This is a genomic window from Mesorhizobium sp. M1088 (assembly GCF_040318575.1).
Taxonomy (GTDB): domain Bacteria; phylum Pseudomonadota; class Alphaproteobacteria; order Rhizobiales; family Rhizobiaceae; genus Mesorhizobium.
In genome coordinates, this window is record NZ_JAMYMO010000031.1 from 1 (window position 1) to 16,085 (window position 16,085).

The 16,085-nt window shown below is 57.3% G+C and carries 16 protein-coding genes and 3 pseudogenes; 4 read left to right on the forward strand and 15 right to left on the reverse strand.

All coding sequences use genetic code 11. The annotated features are described in order from the left end of the window. On the reverse strand, positions 1–204 hold a 204-nt coding region (locus NKH49_RS25775; protein WP_502907936.1), incomplete at its 3' end, for a transposase. Positions 205–260: 56 nt separating this feature from the next. Between NKH49_RS25775 and NKH49_RS25780 the strand changes: the two are divergent. Then, positions 261–944: pseudogene (locus NKH49_RS25780) on the forward strand (ISL3 family transposase); the annotation flags it as partial. A 35-nt stretch (positions 945–979) separates the two neighbouring features. Further along, positions 980–1,498, forward strand: coding sequence for an IS66 family insertion sequence element accessory protein TnpB (gene tnpB, locus NKH49_RS25785; RefSeq protein ID WP_352928468.1), 519 nt, complete (start codon positions 980–982; stop codon positions 1,496–1,498). Between the two features lie 290 nt (positions 1,499–1,788). Here the strand turns inward: tnpB and NKH49_RS25790 are convergent, their stop codons facing one another. Both NKH49_RS25790 and NKH49_RS25795 read right to left on the reverse strand, forming a co-directional pair. Then, entirely contained in the window at positions 1,789–2,748 is a 960-nt protein-coding gene (locus NKH49_RS25790) for a hypothetical protein (RefSeq protein WP_352928470.1), read from the reverse strand. Positions 2,749–3,427: 679 nt separating this feature from the next. After that, positions 3,428–3,574: pseudogene (locus NKH49_RS25795) on the reverse strand (tyrosine-type recombinase/integrase); the annotation flags it as partial. A gap of 204 nt (positions 3,575–3,778) precedes the next feature. Here NKH49_RS25795 and NKH49_RS25800 point away from each other — a divergent pair. Next, positions 3,779–5,014 carry an ATP-grasp domain-containing protein gene (locus tag NKH49_RS25800; RefSeq protein ID WP_352928472.1) on the forward strand — a complete coding sequence of 412 codons (1,236 nt, stop codon included), beginning with the start codon at positions 3,779–3,781 and terminating at the stop codon, positions 5,012–5,014. 473 nt (positions 5,015–5,487) lie between these two features. After that, positions 5,488–5,721: a helix-turn-helix transcriptional regulator gene (locus NKH49_RS25805; RefSeq protein ID WP_502907938.1), complete on the forward strand. Its 234-nt coding sequence runs from the start codon at positions 5,488–5,490 to the stop codon at positions 5,719–5,721. A 623-nt stretch (positions 5,722–6,344) separates the two neighbouring features. Here NKH49_RS25805 and NKH49_RS25810 read toward each other — a convergent pair. The 12 genes and pseudogenes from NKH49_RS25810 to NKH49_RS25865 form a co-directional block, all read right to left on the reverse strand. Further along, entirely contained in the window at positions 6,345–7,187 is an 843-nt protein-coding gene (locus NKH49_RS25810; RefSeq protein WP_352928474.1) for a 2OG-Fe(II)-dependent halogenase WelO5 family protein, read from the reverse strand. Beyond that, the gene (gene ectB / locus NKH49_RS25815) at positions 7,177–8,436 is read right to left on the reverse strand and encodes a diaminobutyrate--2-oxoglutarate transaminase (RefSeq protein WP_352928475.1); all 1,260 of its coding nucleotides are present in this window, start codon (positions 8,434–8,436) and stop codon (positions 7,177–7,179) included. Before ectB ends, NKH49_RS25810 begins: the two co-directional genes overlap by 11 nt. Positions 8,437–9,326: 890 nt before the next feature. Then, a complete protein-coding gene (locus NKH49_RS25820) occupies positions 9,327–10,181 on the reverse strand; it encodes a radical SAM/SPASM domain-containing protein (RefSeq protein ID WP_352928477.1) in 855 nt (284 codons plus the stop codon). A 336-nt stretch (positions 10,182–10,517) separates the two neighbouring features. After that, positions 10,518–11,531, reverse strand: coding sequence for a 1-aminocyclopropane-1-carboxylate deaminase (locus tag NKH49_RS25825; protein WP_352928479.1), 1,014 nt, complete (start codon positions 11,529–11,531; stop codon positions 10,518–10,520). Between the two features lie 333 nt (positions 11,532–11,864). Next, positions 11,865–12,149, reverse strand: a complete 285-nt coding sequence (locus NKH49_RS25830; RefSeq protein ID WP_352928533.1) for an exopolysaccharide production repressor protein — start codon at positions 12,147–12,149, stop codon at positions 11,865–11,867. Positions 12,150–12,214: 65 nt separating this feature from the next. Further along, positions 12,215–12,532, reverse strand: a complete 318-nt coding sequence (fdxB, locus tag NKH49_RS25835) for a ferredoxin III, nif-specific (protein WP_352928481.1) — start codon at positions 12,530–12,532, stop codon at positions 12,215–12,217. Next, complete coding sequence (locus tag NKH49_RS25840; protein ID WP_352928482.1) at positions 12,529–12,732, reverse strand: CCE_0567 family metalloprotein; 204 nt, start codon at positions 12,730–12,732, stop codon at positions 12,529–12,531. The genes fdxB and NKH49_RS25840 overlap by 4 nt, the downstream gene beginning before the upstream one ends. Before the next feature lie 21 nt (positions 12,733–12,753). Beyond that, a complete protein-coding gene (locus NKH49_RS25845) occupies positions 12,754–13,155 on the reverse strand; it encodes a NifX-associated nitrogen fixation protein (RefSeq protein WP_352928484.1) in 402 nt (133 codons plus the stop codon). A gap of 128 nt (positions 13,156–13,283) precedes the next feature. Further along, complete coding sequence (locus tag NKH49_RS25850) at positions 13,284–13,499, reverse strand: hypothetical protein (protein WP_352928486.1); 216 nt, start codon at positions 13,497–13,499, stop codon at positions 13,284–13,286. Between the two features lie 123 nt (positions 13,500–13,622). Next, positions 13,623–14,234 (reverse strand): annotated as a pseudogene (locus NKH49_RS25855) (TlpA disulfide reductase family protein); the annotation flags it as partial. Between the two features lie 402 nt (positions 14,235–14,636). Then, a complete protein-coding gene (locus NKH49_RS25860) occupies positions 14,637–14,894 on the reverse strand; it encodes a hypothetical protein (RefSeq protein WP_352928488.1) in 258 nt (85 codons plus the stop codon). A gap of 685 nt (positions 14,895–15,579) precedes the next feature. Further along, a complete protein-coding gene (locus NKH49_RS25865; RefSeq protein WP_352928490.1) occupies positions 15,580–15,990 on the reverse strand; it encodes a universal stress protein in 411 nt (136 codons plus the stop codon). Positions 15,991–16,085 lie beyond the last annotated feature (95 nt).

Below are 16,085 nucleotides of genomic sequence, written 5' to 3' on the forward strand. Positions count from 1 at the left end.
CTGGGATGGAGCTACGCCGAACGCTTCCGCGACCTCAGGCACCGACGACCCCGCCGCGCTCGCCAGGTCGACCAACGCGCGCTTCTCAGTGCAACTCCACAGCCTTCGTTGCCGCACGCGCCCGGGCATCGCTGCACAATCTTCGGCCGGCGCGCCGCCGCTGATCTCGGCGACCATATCGCCCCTCGCATGTTCCAATGTCATGGCGCGAAAGCTCCATGTTTATCAGCCTATTGCAAGGTGCCTTGGCGCATCGCTTACAATTGTCGAAGCAGAGCATTCCGATCAAGCAGATCGTCAAGCGGACCGGGCATAGCCGCAAGCTCGTCCGTAGCGTCCTGCGCCGCCAGCGCTGCGATGTGTTCCGCGTCCGACAAAACTCGCTCGAGGAATGGCTCCCCTGGCTGGACAGCCGTTGGGGGCAAGGCGCGCGCAATGCATCGGCGCTCTGGCGCGAAATGCGCGAGAAGGGCTTCCGCGGCCAGATCGGCGTCGTCTCTGAATGGGCGCGACGCCGACGGCTGGCCGAAAAGGCCGATCAAAGCGCGCTTGCCCGCACTCCCTCGGCGCGAACCATCGCCAGGCTCATGACGCTGGCGCGCGACGACCTGTCCAAATCCGACGCCCTGCTGGTCGCGGCAATCGAGAGCAATGTACCTGACCTGACCATCGCGCGAACGCTGATCGACGACTTTCAGCAGATGATCCGATCAAAGGCGGTCGCAAAGCTGGACGCTTGGCTCGAGGGCGCGAAGGCAAGCCTCGTCGGCTCCTTTGCAAACGGGGTCCAAAAGGACATCGCCGCGGTCCGCAACGCCATTATCTCTCCGTGGTCGAATGGCCAGACCGAAGGCCAGATCACCAAGCTCAAGCTCATCAAGCGCCAAATGTACGGCCGCGCCAAGATTGATCTGCTCCAGGCGCGCCTCATCGGTGCAACTTAGGCTGTGGCCGCAGCGAGAGTGCGTCAGAGCCGTCGGTGACCGAGGTCGCGGAAGCGTTCGGCGTAGCTCCGTCACAGCTCTATGCCTGGCGCAAGCAGATGGCCGGCGGCGAGCTTGATGCCGATCAGGCGATGGCAACCTTCGCGCGCATCGACGTGACCGATCTGCCCGGTGTCGAACGCCCCGTCGCCGATTGCCCGGACCCGGCCACGGTGGTGCCGACCGACCGGATTTACCTGTGCTGCGGCGCGACCGACATGCGTAGCGGGATCAACAGCCTGGCGCGGATGGTGCAGCAGGTGCTCGCGCTCGACCCGCACACTGGCGCGATCTTCTGCTTCGTGGACACAAGGGTCATATCATCAAGATTCTGGCGCATGACGACCAGGGGTTCTGTCTGTTCACAAAGCGGCTTACCGATGGTTGTTTTGACCTGGCCAACCACCAAGGAGCAGGTCACCGTGTCGCTCACCAAGGCGCAGCTTTCGCTGCTTTTGGACGGGATCGATTGGCGCCGGCCGAGCAAGACCTATCGACCGCGTTTGGCTGGCTGATTTTGATGGCGTCTTTCAGAAAATCGCGGACACCAACTGCGGGCGCTCGGGATCTTTGATCCAAGTGTCGGCACAACAACCGCAAGACGATGGCGACCGGTACCTCATGTTTGGCGAGCGTCAGCGAGACCACGCTCTGGCAGGTCGCCCAGAGCTCCGGCATATTGCGGTCCCACCCTCATCGAATGCGGGCCCTTGTTGGGCAGCGCCGTGACCGGTTCGCCGTATCTTTCAGTACCATGAGCATCATTATTCTCCAATCGCCGAATCAGTGTATGCCGCTGTGGAGGCTACGGCGCCTTTGCGGAAATATAGATTTGCGCTGCTCGGAGTGTTGCCTCAATATCGGAAAACAAGAGCGGAAGTTTCGGAGCCAGATGCTTATTGTTTCGATCAATGAACTGGAGAAACTCTTCGTCATACATGGTAATATAGTTGAGTTTCCTGACAGCGGCCTTTGACAGCACCGGGATTGATGACAGATCTACTATGGTTCGCGGCTCCAATCGCAGAAGTGCGTTCTGAAGAATGGCTTGATATTCATCATTGACATCCGCTGTTGCGATCACAACGATCGACCGTGGTTCGATTGCGTGCCCAATCTCTGCCGGGCGCGTGAGCGCGACATCTATGTCAGTCCAGGCGCGGAGACGTTTGCGAAGGTTCTTAGGGTTCCGCGTTACGATTACCGTGGAACGAAATCGGTCTCCCACACCACTCCTGATAAGCTCGCGACCCAGCATACCCGCCCCGATCATGTAAAGGCGGTCGGGTAGCTCTCCATTCGGAAATCGATCAGCTATGATGTCTCGGACGATCTGATCGTAGTTGAACGGTGCAATGAACCGCTGCCGCTCGCGCGATGCACGACCTATATCAATTGCCAGCCGTGCGATCTGGAAAATCGGAAGGTTTGGATCAAGAAGTTCGATAGCTTTCGCGAGCTGATCGCTGATGTAATTCTCGCCGAGGATCTGGGAATGAGCGCCGGACGCAATCTCGGCGAGACGCTGAGTAATAGCGGCCGCACCTTCAATTCGTTCCGACGAAAAGTCAGAAAATATCGTGTTATCAATATTTCTTAGTGCGTGCTCCTGACCATAGATCTCAACTCGCAAGCAGGTTGTGACCAGGAAAACTCCGCTTCTCGCAAGATCGTTCGCAATTGGTTTGATCTTCGCCGAATGCTGCGCCATTGCGAAAGGCGAGGTCATCTGGTGATCAACATAAAGGCCAAGGAACTTGCTCATCGTTTTCCTCCTGAAGTTGATTGAAGCTCAAGCTGCCATTGATGGCGGCACGTTCTCGAGTTCGAGCTCTTCACCGAACCTTCCTCCGCCGCGAGATGCAGAACCGCATCCCCGCCTTCGAGAGCCGACGTTGTTGTTCTTTATCGATCGCGCAGTTACCCAGACCATGACGATCCGGTCGGCAGCTGCTCCTTCGCACCGAAAGGAGCAAACCTCGTGCCAATTTGGCGGATCGAGCCGAAGGAGAAATGTTCTGGCTATTATTCATGGGCTTCCATGAAGCGTGCGGCAGGACACAGGCCGCACCGCGCCGGGTCGCGGACTCGACGAACCCGACAGGTAGTGTCGGGGGCCCGACGTTTTTGTAGGGGAGCATAGGAGTTCGTGGGGCAGTCAATCGGCGCTGAGCTCTGTTGAGGGGCCGGACGGCACCGCTCAACGATTTTCCGCGAACTCAAGCGCGATGCTTTTCAGGATCCCCAGATCTCAGCGGCAACTATTGCGCGCCGCCAACGAGATGGCAGGTGAGTGCATGGCCGCAACGCAAGAGACCGCCCAGGAGACCCATGCGCCAACAGACCGATGCGTCCGAAATGGCCGTCATGGGCCTGTCGATACGCCTCGCCGTGGCGGCGGAAAATATCCGCCACCTCCAATTTCGGCGGCTTGGCGAGGATGCTCAGCCGGGCGGCACCACCTCGCGCTGCAGGCGGTCGAGCGGGCTCTCCGTACGGCGGATGAGGCTGTTCGAGACCTTGGTGTAGCGCGCCTTCGAGGACAAGAGGTTGTTGTGGTCCAGCAGCACCTCGATGATGCGACGCTGCGTCCAGCATACTGTGCTGGATGTTGGAGGTGCCCTGTCTCGGTGCCAGGACGCTTTCGTGGGCCACGAGCGCGTACGGCAACTATCAGATGCGGTAGTATCCGTGCTGGCCCGGGAACTATAGAAAACATGCATGCCCGAATGAAAACCTGATGCCGATTTACGCTCAGACTACCGCATCGCACGCGGGGAAAGGTACAACAGCCAATGCCAAGAAGAGCACTCATCCTGGTTGAAGGTCATAGGACTAGTGGTCTTCTATACGTTCAAGCCGCCCAGCGTCTTGGACTTCATCCAATTACCCTGGCGGCTGATCCAACTCACTACGACTATCTTGCGGCGGAAAGCATTGAGGCCATCCGGGTCAATACCGACAATTTCGATGCGCTGATGCACGTATGCTCTCAGCTGCGTACGGCCTATAATGTGGCCGGCATCACTGGTTTTGCGGGCGGCGATGAGTCGCTCTATGTGACAGTTGCCAAGCTCTGCCGGCATTTCGATCTACCGGGACCAAACCCTGCATCGATTGAACGATGTAGCGATAAATTTACTCAACGTCAGTTCCTCGCGCAGGCCGGCGTTCCAGTGCCTGCTTACCGATTAGCAGCAAATGCGCTGGAGGTAGAAAGGTCCGCCGCGGAGATCGGCCTGCCGGTGATTCTTAAGCCAGCCGAAGGCAGCGGCAGCAGCGGCGTCCGATTGTGCCGCGATATGGATGAGTTAGCCAAGCATACAACCTATCTGTTGCAGGGGACGTACATAAGGCGCTCTTCGCCGAAGATAATGGTCGAAGAATTCGCACAGGGCCCATTCTATGAAGCAACCACGATAGGAAACGCGGTTATTGCGGACGGTGCCGCCGATTTCGACCCCCCACCGCATTTCGTCCCTTGCGAGAGCATGTTTCCGGCCCCGCTGACTGATGAGGAGCATCAGCGTATTGCCGATGTTTCGCTGAACTGCTTGCAAGCTCTCGGTCTTGGCTGGGGGCCGGCGAATATTGAATTCCGATGGACGAAGCGTGGCCCAGTCGTAATAGAAGTCAATGCGCGTCTTCCGGGTTGGACCACCCCTCGGCTGATTCAACTGGCCTACGGTGTCGATATCATCAACGAGCACGTCAAGCTTGTCATCGGTGACGAATGCGATCTGCGCGCAAGGCATTCGCACACTTCGGCCGCGCGGTTCTTAGTTCCTGATCGCGACGGCATCCTCGATCGGGTCAAGGGGGCCGGTCGGGCGGCTGCTGTACCGGGTGTTGTCGAGGTCAGATTTTATGTTGAACCCGGGACCCCGATCATCCGGAAAGGCGATTACCGAGACATGATCGGACATGTCATCGCCGCTTCGCCCGACCGTACTCGGACCGAGGCCATACTTCAGCGTGCCATCGACCTAATCGATTGCTCGATCATACCACTTCCGCCCTGTGGCGAATAGGAACAGTCTGGGACTGCTTGCTTGGCCCCACCAGCGCAGGTGGTGCCATGAACGGTAAGTGTTCCTGCCCTATGTCGAGCAGGTTCTGGTCCCGACAAGGCTGCCGGATATGAGGCCCAATTAATCGCGATACGCTTTAGCTTGACACCCGATGTGCGGTCGCTGCGTTTCGAATGTTTTCTCGCACCGACTTAACTGATGTGGTCTGTAAAATAGTTTCAACATCGATATTCATTATTAAAAGCACTCAACGAGAAAAATCAGAATACGGACTTTGCTTTTCCTATGTTGCGCTCGCATGATGATGGCGAAACATAACTTTAAGTTAAAATAACCTCGCCAATCGCAATGAGATGGTAGAGCTGTATCGATGCAGAGCTGCCCAGGACGGCGCGTAGAGCCGCAGCCTTACAACCCGGCAGCTTTGTGCGCCAGTGACACCCTCCTGTGCAAATGGCTGCGGAGCAGAGACTATGGAACGCCGGCGGATTAGCGGCATCGAGGAGACACCTACCCTTTCTCCAAGAGAAAAGGAGTGTATCCTATGGACGGCGAAAGGGAAATCGTCGTGGGAAATAGGGCAGATTATAGGTATATCTGTAAACACTGTTAACTTTCACATTAAAAACGTAATGAGAAAGACGGATACTGTTAGCAGAACAACAGCAGCTATAAAGGCGCTAAAATTTGGCATTATCGAATTGTAAAGAGCAGCATTGAAAATCTCATGCAAAAAATGTCATGCCTAAGTCACGATCGTTCTGTTGCGGAGAAAGGCACTCTTACCATCTGCCCGTTTTAGCATCGGTTGTGCAAGGAACCTTCATCTGTCGGGGCGGTGAGTGCACTAAGTCGGTCCAGTTCGAAAAAGGTCGAAGGCGAGCAGCGGTGCACTGCACACTGACGCAGGTAGACGCCCAATCGATCTGCGAAGAAGTATACATTGCCTCGATCATCTCTCGCGTTGCGTCTGCCTTACCCAACATCGTCTGGCGATGCGTGTTCGCCTCCGCACCGGGAACAATGGAGCGCTGGGAGCTGCCAACATTCATGAAACGTTCGGCAACAAACAGTCTGTGGCTGAACTTTCTGAGTCTATACCGACCTGTGATCAGCAGTGAGGAAAAAACCTCCTTATATCACCTGCGCAATAGGCAGTGACGCGTACAGGTAATTGGCGGTCGTGTCGGAGACCGGCAGCATCTCAAGCGCCAAGGATACATGATAATGTCGGTCTTTGGGTCAGGGTGAAAGTCTGTGACTAAAGGGGCCTCGTCCCCGTTGCGACGGATGTGATACCTTCACCATCGGCAAAGCCGTCAGTCCAACTTCAGGTCCACCAGAGAACAAGATCCGGCCGCGCAAATCCGAAAAAGCTGTTTAGGACCAGGCGACGCTTTCCGTTGCCGGATTGACCGGTGACCCCGTGAACGAAACCGCCATCGATCAGGCCGATATCCCCCGCCCTGAGCTGGAAGTCGCGACAAGGAACGCCCTCGAGATAGGCTGCCGAATAGGGATAGCCCGTAGTCTCCACACGTTGAGACTTTCGGTCGGTGACTGTCGGCTTGTGGCTCCAGAGCCGCAGATTGCCACCTTCCTCGGGCATGCTGGGGTAGAAGTTGAGTGCTGCGACGGTGTTGTGCGCCACCGCAGAAAGCTCGTAATCGTTCCCTGCACATAACACTTGAGCGACGTCGTCGTGGGGGTCCAAGGAAAACGTGCCGCTGCCAGACCAGCTGAGAGCGCGACAGACATTAGCCTGACCGTGCGCCGAGCGGGCCAGCCGCAATTCAATGCCTTGTTTGTGAAGCTCGCGCTTCAACGCGTCGAATAGGGATCGGACCGGATCAACCAAATTGCCAAAAAGGGCGTCGACGTATGGTCGCACAGTTGCCGATGCTGTGAAATAGCTGGCTGCATCCTTCCTGTAGTGGGACGCGCCGACATATTGTCCGGGCACCCCATCTTTACGCTCCCTGCGACCGGGACTGTCAATAAAGTTCGCAGTGATTTCTTCCGCTATTTCCGTACTGAAAGCTTGCCTGATGTGCAGAGCGGTGATCTCACCTTTCAGAACTGAGATGATGTCCGCAGTGCTGATCGAGCCGGTTCGTACTCTGATCTCGACTGGCGAGATGGCTGGGGCTTGGGATACTTGATTAGTCTCCATTGGCTTGCTCCTTTAGTGCGTGATCAAGGATGGCGATGCCATGATCGAGTTCGTCATCGGTGATGGTTATCGGTGGGAGGACTTTGATGACGTCGCGATTTGGTCCTGAAGATTCGATCAGCAGGCCATTTTCGAATGCGACATCGTGCACACGGCCGACAACGGCCTGCGAACGGCACTTGAGGCCGGCCATCAGACCGCGGCCGCGCTTTTGCTCGATGCACTTGGGAAATTTCGCAACGAGGCGATCGAGGTGCCTTTGCAGTTTGGCGGCTGTCTGCTCGACGCCAGCAGTAAACTGCCTATCGCACCACATCTTGCACATGGCCCGCGCAGTCACAAAGGCGAGATTGTTGCCTCTGAAAGTCCCGCTATGTTCTCCGGGTTTCCATATGTCTATTTCGGGGCGAATGAGAACAATCGAGAACGGACTACCTGAACCGCTTAGGGACTTCGACAGGCACACGATGTCGGGTTCGATTTTCGCGAACTCGAACGAGAAGAAATCGCCCGTTCGTCCCGAACCTGCCTGAATGTCGTCGACGATCAAAACCACGCCGTGCTTACGGCAAATCCGCTGAATTTCTGTAAGCCAAGCTGCGGATGCGGCGTTCATGCCGCCTTCTGCCTGGATGGTCTCCAGGATGATTGCGGCGGGCTTTTCTATGCCGCTCCCTGGGTCGCCCAATACGAAGTCTATGTAGCCCGCGGAATCGAAATCTTGGTTCGGATATCCGTCATAAGGGACACGGATCACATCGTGGCGAGCGACGCCGCCCAGATCCCTAGTTGACGCCGAACCCGATACCGCCAGAGAGCCAAGCGACATGCCATGGAACGCGTTCGAGAAGGCCATTACGCTCGGGCGGCCGGTATATTTTCGCGCCAGGGCCAGCGCCGCCTCGTTTGCGTTTGTGCCGGTCGGCCCAGGAAATTGTATTTTGTAAGAGAGGCCTCTGGGCTTCAGGATCGAATCAACAAACGCTTCAATAAAGTCACGTTTCGCAGCCGTATACATGTCAAGCGACAGAAGAATGTTCTCGCCGACGAGATATTCGATTGCCGGTGCAATAATATTCGGGTTGTTGTGTCCGTAGTTGAGGGCGCCCGACCCTACGAGGAAGTCGATATATGGGTTGCCGGCCTCGTCCCAGATTGTCGCCCCAAGGGCTCTCGTAAAGACCGCGGGAAACGATCGCCCATAGCGACGAACGTTAGACTCATGAGCTGCAAAAACGTCGGTGTTCATTTCAGGGTCCCTCTGCATGTCGCGCCGCGTTCAACGAGCAAGTGATTAAATGCTTGGTTTGTTGCGGTTGTTTTCAGCTTCACTTGAAGGTCGGAACGGCCCAGGCGGAACTTTGGACGGTCGTGACCTCCCAGGAACGTGTTCGTAACGCCGACACGCTCTTCAAAAAGGTCCGCCCCAAAAGGGAGACCGCACTGGCGCGGCAGCTCAACTGCTGCACTGACGCACTTCGAAACCTCCTCTACCGTAGTCACGTTGCTCTGCACGGCGATATCTCTCGTCTAAGCGTTGGTCGAGCTCCGTTCTAGAGTTTTCGGGGAGGCGTCGATACTACGGTATTTGGTAGTTGACGCACGTGTACTCGGCGAAACGCCCTGCCAATCTTATCAAGCTCAGCGATAGCACCGGCTCATGCGTGACAGGCGCTTCTGCGATGCAGCAGCATGCTAAGGTGTGCAGGCCGATTCGGCAGCAACACGAACCACATCGTGCCCCGGCTCGGAGTGTAGCTCGGCGGTAGCGAAGCCGCTCGCGAGCGCGCCCTCAACAGCGCTGTAGCGAGCGAGCGGCGTAGCGGCGATAATCGGCGTTCTTCGATGTCGGAGCCGCTTTCGGACCGCTTCTGAAGCGTCTCGACCAAATTATGCCTGAATGAGGATCAGGGTCTCGAAAAGCAGACTACTACGGAGAATATTGCAATCTGTATGGTGGGACCAGACAAGTTTACCTGACCACTTTGTGCTGGGAGATGCGACCACTGGATCTGTCGAAGTCGCGTAAAAACTAGGCGACTAGACTCCATCGACCGGGTCCACGCGAGGCCCGCCTTAGGCAGTCTCAAGAGGATCGACATTCGCTCACGCGCTTTCAGGCGGTTCGCCGACCTCCAATCAGCATGCGGACGCCTTTGGATGGGCATATTCGCACATCCTACAAAGCAGAAAGCCGTCCGTCCCATTCATGCGATCGAGGACTTCGCAAAAAACTGGCCCTTCAAAAAGATCTCCGTATTCGTCGCGCAGAAGATTGCCCAATACGTGGCGCCGTTCAAAATCCATGCAGCAGAGCGTAACGTCACCGTTCGGGAGAAGAACATTCCGATACTGCCGTCCGTCAACGCATGTCAGCGCTCCGACGACTGGCTGCCGTGGTTCGACGACCTTCCGGTCGACGCTTCCACCCCTGCTGCTCAGAGGCCGCGCGCGAACTAGCGCTTCGGCGGGGATTATCCCGGCGATATCCGGATGGACCTCGCCCAGGACTATAAACCGAATCGAGGCAATGTCTGTGTCGACCACTTGACGAATCAAAGCGAGATACTTGTCTCCGACAAGGCAGCCATTCATATACGCGCCATCATCGAAAACATGGATCACGAATACCCTCCAGCGCAGCGCTCGCAGCCGTTGTAGATCCCGCCCCTTCATTCCTACAAGTGTCGTGAAAATCCGGATGCCATGGCCTCTGGCGTAAGCGTGCTCGACCATTTCGGTGCAATCCGGATTGAGCCAAGGCTCGGAGTATCCGGCGAAACTAATGTCGACGGAAGTTGGTACGCGCGCCAGACATCGCTTGAAATTTTCAAGACGAAGATGCTTCACATGAGAGACCGCTCTTTGCCGATGGGCGAACTTGTCCTGCGGACAATAAGAACATCCGACGATGCAGCCGGTTGTCGTCGTTATTTCCAAAACCCTGCCGCCCGGGATGGCAGAGCCCAGTTCCTGTAAGATCATCGGATCCATCCACTTTTCTGATGCTCCTGGCCAATCCTGAACTCTCAAATAACAAGTTAGCTGCACTTAATTCTGATGGACGTCGTTTCTCCTGCCAGAAGATATTGAGTTATGTCCTAACGATACTTCCTATCAACTAGAATTCTAATGTTTCCACGCTAATACTCTCGGCGAATTTTCGATTTCCTTAGCAAAACTCCATCGGTCAAAATCTTCCAAATGAACTCAGTCAGCTTCGCAAGGGCGGCAATCAACCGGCGGCTCCCGGTTTGCTGGGCGGCCCTCGAACCAACTTTGGGCGCATCGCCGGCACGGCAGGACGGCCAAATCGCAATCTGTCGAGCGTCAGCCGTTGCGGAAGGTGTAGCTGTACCCGTTGATGGCCGGCCCGCCGCCGAGATGCGCGTAGAGCACCCTCGATCCCTCTGGAAAGAAGCCTTTCTGGACGAGGTCGATCATCCCTTGCATGGATTTGCCCTCGTAGACGGGATCGGTAATTATACCCTCGAGCCGCGCACACAGGCGGATGGCCTGCTTCGTTGCCTCGGACGGAAGGCCGTAGCCGGGAGACGCGTATCCCTCGAGCAGCACCACGTCATCGTCCACGATTTCCATGCCAGGCTTGACGAGTTTCGCAGTATCCCGGGCAATACTTAGCACCTGCGCCTTGGTTTGGGCGGGAGTGGCGGAGGCGTCGATACCGAGTACGTTGCGCTGTCGACCGTCCTTGGCGAACCCGACGAGCATGCCGGCATGCGTCGAGCCCGTAACCGTGCAAACGACGATGTAGTCGAAGCCAAACCCAAGCTGTTTTTCCTGGGCGCGCACTTCCTCCGCGAACCCGACGTACCCAAGCCCGCCATATTTGTGAACTGAGGCCCCGGCCGGTATCGCGTAGGGCCTGCCGCCCCTTAACTTGACCTCATCGAGCGCCTGTTCCCAACTGCGGCGGATGCCGATATCGAAGCCCTTGTCGACAAGGCGCACTTCTGCTCCCATGATCCGGCTCAAGAGAATGTTGCCGACCCGGTCGTAGACGGCGTCCTCATGTGGTACCCAGCTCTCCTGAACCAGGAGACATTTCATGCCGATCTTGGCGGCGACCGCGGCGACCATGCGCGTATGGTTGGATTGCACACCCCCGATGGTGACGAGCGTATCAGCGTTTGACGCGATCGCGTCGGGGATGATGTATTCGAGCTTGCGCAGCTTGTTTCCGCCAAATGCGAGACCGGAGTTGCAGTCCTCGCGCTTGGCGTAGATTTCCACCTTGCCCCCCAGATGCTGGGAGAGGCGGTCGAGCTTCTCGATGGGCGTGGGTCCAAATGTGAGCGGATAGCGTTCGAACTTTTCCAGCATGTTCTCTCCGGCAACACGCGATGAGCTGAATTAGCCATTCACGATTCATTCTAGAGGCGTCTTTGATTTGACGTCATCTGGATTATCCGGCGCCAGGAGAGTCCCATTACTATTTCCAGCGCCTCGTTCGTCATTGAGAGTTGCAACCGCACGCCAGCGTGCGAGAGACTACCCAATGCGTGGCATTCAAGAACTGTATATCCTGGATTAACTAGAACGACCGGATTGCGGTCACTATCGACTTCTCAAGCACAGTATTCCTTCTAATATCTGCTCGATGTTTATGGTTGGTCCAAAATTTGCGCCATTGAGCTCTGACCTTGTCATGGCACCTCAAGGCAGCAGCGATATGGCCAACATTTGGTCGCGCTGGAGTAAACCTGCGGATTCATTCGTCACCTCATCAAGGTCTGGTGGCTCGGATCCAACTTCCCTGCAACTGTCGAAATGCTCAGCCCTTTGGCCAGCTCGGCTAACGCGGCCAGACCGCCAGATCAGAAAGAGCACGCTTGCGAAATAGGCCAACTGAAGGAGCAACGAGCAAGCCAGCGTCGTGACGACTGCTGTGCGGATGGAATGAGAAGCGAAGTAGACAATCAGAGCGTTGCTGCACAGCACCAGCCCCAAGACGCGACAAAAGATTTTTAAGGGCAACGCCGTTCTCCTGGTTTTGTCTCCTCAGATCATGCTGCGACCTGGTCGGCCGCAATATGGGTCTGGCAGTTCTTCGGGCAGACGCGGGCGCAGGCTCCGCAGCCAACGCAGCGGCCGGCATGATCGACGACCATGATCATGCGATTGAGCTCGCCATCGAAATCGTCATCCTCGTCGTCGCAGGCGCCGAGGATTTCACCCGCGTCATCGACGCCGTAAAGATGCATGACCTCGCGCGAGCAGACCTTGAAACAGCGGCCGCAGCCGATGCAGGTCGTGCGGTCTATAGCGGTGAGATATTCCGGCACCCATCCGGAGCCGTCGCGGGTGGTGAATGTGCTCGTCATCGTAACTTCTTCATTGCAGCGAGCGCTCTCTTGGCACCATCCAACTCGGCAAAAACGGCCGACGTTTCCTCGGCAACATCCTCTAACTCCGTCCATTTTCCCGGCAGATTCTCTGCAAGGTCGCGCAATTTCATCTTGGCAACTGCCGCGCGCAGCTGAAGCTTTCGGACTTTCTTCCCCATCTCATCTAGCTTTGACATAGATCCTTCCTCGAAATCGTTTCACGCCCGTGCCACGTCGGGATAGGCTTCAATGGCTGCAGTCGCATCGTCGACCAGTTTCGTACCGGCCTCCGCGAGCTTCCTGAACGTCTCGAAGCCGAACCGGTGAATGTCTCGACAGAGCGACCAACCGCCCGGCCGTGAAAAGCAATCGTCCGAAGCCCCCATGGGTTTCATCTCAATCATTGGCGGTGTCATCAGGCCGGAGCGCTCCTCGATCGCAAGCCCCACGGCGGTGTAATACATGTCGAGCCTCCACAGCACGTCTGGATCGGGATCGCCGATGATGGGGATCGCACGGCGCTGTTTTCTGGTGACGATGAAGTCGGCCAGCAGCGTGGCGTCGATTTGCCTTCCCGTGACCTGTAGGCATCGAGGGCACGGATCAGCCGCACGAGGCATTTTACGAACGGGGTGGCAAGCGCCGCCTCGTCCTCGTTGACAGCAGGGCTGACCGCGGCTTCAGGCATTTCATATTCTCCTCATTGCAGTCCTGTTCCTCGATGGACGATTTCTTTTTTCGGAGACGCCTACTTCGGCCACAATTGCGCAGCCGGCGCCCGGCTCCGAGCGGCCGATTCCACGCAATCGATGTCCCAGTGGCCGACCTTGAACACGTCCTCGACTGCGAGGTCTTCTACCCGGCCGGAATTCGCGTCGAGCATCGCTTCCGCCGTGATGCGGCCGGAGGTCATCGCAAGATTGGAGCCTCGAACCCGCTGCAAGCGATCCACACTGTGCTGCATGGAACCGACTTGCTGCGGCCGCGCCAGGGAAATGGACGAATTGGCCAGTACACATTCCAACCGTCACCCCCTTTTACCGGCGGCGCTTTGACACCTTCGGCAAAAAATTCTTTTGCGGTGCCGCGCAGAGAGCGCCGTGACAAACCTTCTCATCCTTGTAGTTGGCCAACGCCTGTAGCAACTCCAGATCGGCTTCTTCAACGCTTGTTCGCGCGCCATGGGTTCGTCTCTTGCGATCCGCTCCGTATCGGCGGATTTTGCTTGATCGCTGGTGCGCCAGCTGCCGTTAAGCACTTTCGGCAAGACCTCATCGAGTTCCGTCGGATGACCGACAAAGGCGATGTGGCCGTCTCGGTCGACCACGAACAAGGTCGGAATCCCGACAGAAAAGCTGGATTCCATCCAAAGCTTGTTCATTTCGCCTGTGTAGTCGAACGCTATCCGATAGTTCAGATTCGAGCACTTTTCGGTCAACCACGCGTCCAACTTGGTTCGGGCCTCGACCGCCGTTGGAGCGTCTTCATCAGCCGCGATCCCGACGACCTCAAGTCCGCTGTCCTTGTATTTCTCCTGGAGCTGCATCAGATGGGGCATCGCCGACACACATGGTCCGCACCAAGTTGCCCAAAATTCGACGATATACACTTTGCCGGGCTGGAAGTTCGTGAGGGGCTCGCCACGCAGCCAGCTCTCCACTTTGATCGAAGGAGCCGGTGACTCGATTTGCAATACCATGTTGCTCTCCAAAGCTATGGCCAAAGGTTGCGTGACTTTATGCGCGAGCTTGTTTCCCTCTTAGAGAGGGGCACACGGGTTCAAGGAGAGGAGAGCATCGCTTGTCTCGCGCGTCTGCGTGCAGCGAGCTTTCCCTCAGTGTTGCCGCATCTCAATTCGCAAAGGCCGTGCCAGCGCGCTCAGCGCGCAGTAACCTCCTGATTTCGCTGTCAAAAGCCTCGATCTCCCAAGATGGCCGGTTGTATTGAACCCGACATGTTTTCTGCCGCTGTCCAGTTTTGGACACGCATCACTCGCTTCGCCCCTCCAGAAAAGCCTGGCCACGAATGATTGAACAGGCATTCGGGCTGAGGGACGAGCAGATGGACATCATGACTGCGTTGGCTGCCGCCAGGCTCGTCGTCATCGTCCGCTCACGCCACAAAGTCTAGCTTGAGCTTCTTGCCGTTCCGGTCCGGAGGGGGTAGCGATCTCGCCATTTGCGATTGCAGGGAGGCGCTCCATCCCGAGCGCCGCCTGCGCCCTGCCCTCTTGCGCCTTGCGAATTCTTGGCTGGCGACATGGGAGCACGACGAAGCCGGTCCAGCTGCGGCTCGCCAATACCGCCATCGTCAGCTCGACGATGATCGTGGCGAAAAAGGCCAGGATGAGTGCCGGCATGTGCCGGCCCGGTGAACTCTCCCGGATTTCCTGCTTTTGTCATTCTGTGTCCCTATGCCCAGGCCCTACAGGGACCGCCTGGTGCGAGTGTGAGCGTTGTCGGAATTGACCAGCCCAAAGACCGCTCGGTCGCCACCCGGGTCGGGCCAGAGCGACTGAAAAAGCTGAAGATGCGGCCGTCCTCACCGCTAACCCGCTACCATCCGTGACGACCCCAACGTGATTAATGCGATCGAGTCCCGCCGACTCCGGCAGAGCACGACCCTCCAGACTCGAAGCTTGAGGGCCTTGGCCACGCACGGTCGCGTTGTTCAGCTCCGGGCCAGTAGTCAGGAGAGATTGTGATAGCGCCAATACGATGCGGCTACGGTCCGAACGCGGCCTACCGCGCTGAAACGACGCTCTTTCTCGACCTGACGCCGACCTGCGAAGCCCCGGTTTTGACTGCATTGAGGAGCGCCTGTACCTCTGCCGGCCGTTAGTCTCCGCGTTACGGATCATCTCGGTCGAGCAGAACCCCGAACGCGAGACGTCCGCGATGTTCTCGGCGACGGCGCGTGCAGATTGGCTCCGAGGAGCTTCGCGAAACTTGCGCGTTTGCCGCGGCCTTTCTCCGACTTGGTATCAGGATAGGTGACCCAGGGGAGTAGAGCTTCGAACAGCATCGGTGCTGCTTCAAAACCCGTCAGCGAGCCAAAAACAGCGGCAATGGTGGCTTCCCCACTCTCCATCTCGTTACGCCACCGAAGAGCCGCTCGCGCAGCCGTCGGCTGCCATAAGCGCCCATCACTATCATGTCGGCAGACGTGTCGATTGCGTGCTGCGCGAGCACCGTGGCCACTGGTTTGCCGGCGCTCGCCAGCCGGTCAAACGACACCCGAGCACCGTGCCGAGTGAGATAGGCAGCGATGTCGGCTCCCGGCTCGGCGCCGTTTCCGGTGCAGGTCGCCTCCGGATCGACTAGTGCGACACGAACTTCCTCAGCATCGGCTAGCAGATCCAGCGCTTCCCGAACTGAACGGGACGCCTCGACTCGCGAATCCCAGCCGACCAGCACGCACCGTGGCGACAGAGTCGCCTCAGCGCCCTCCGGCACGACAAGCACCGGCTTCCGGTATCGAACAGGCTGCCGTTGATAACAAGGGGTCCGAGATTAATGTCGTTGAGAAGTGCGGGGCCGACGATTGTCAG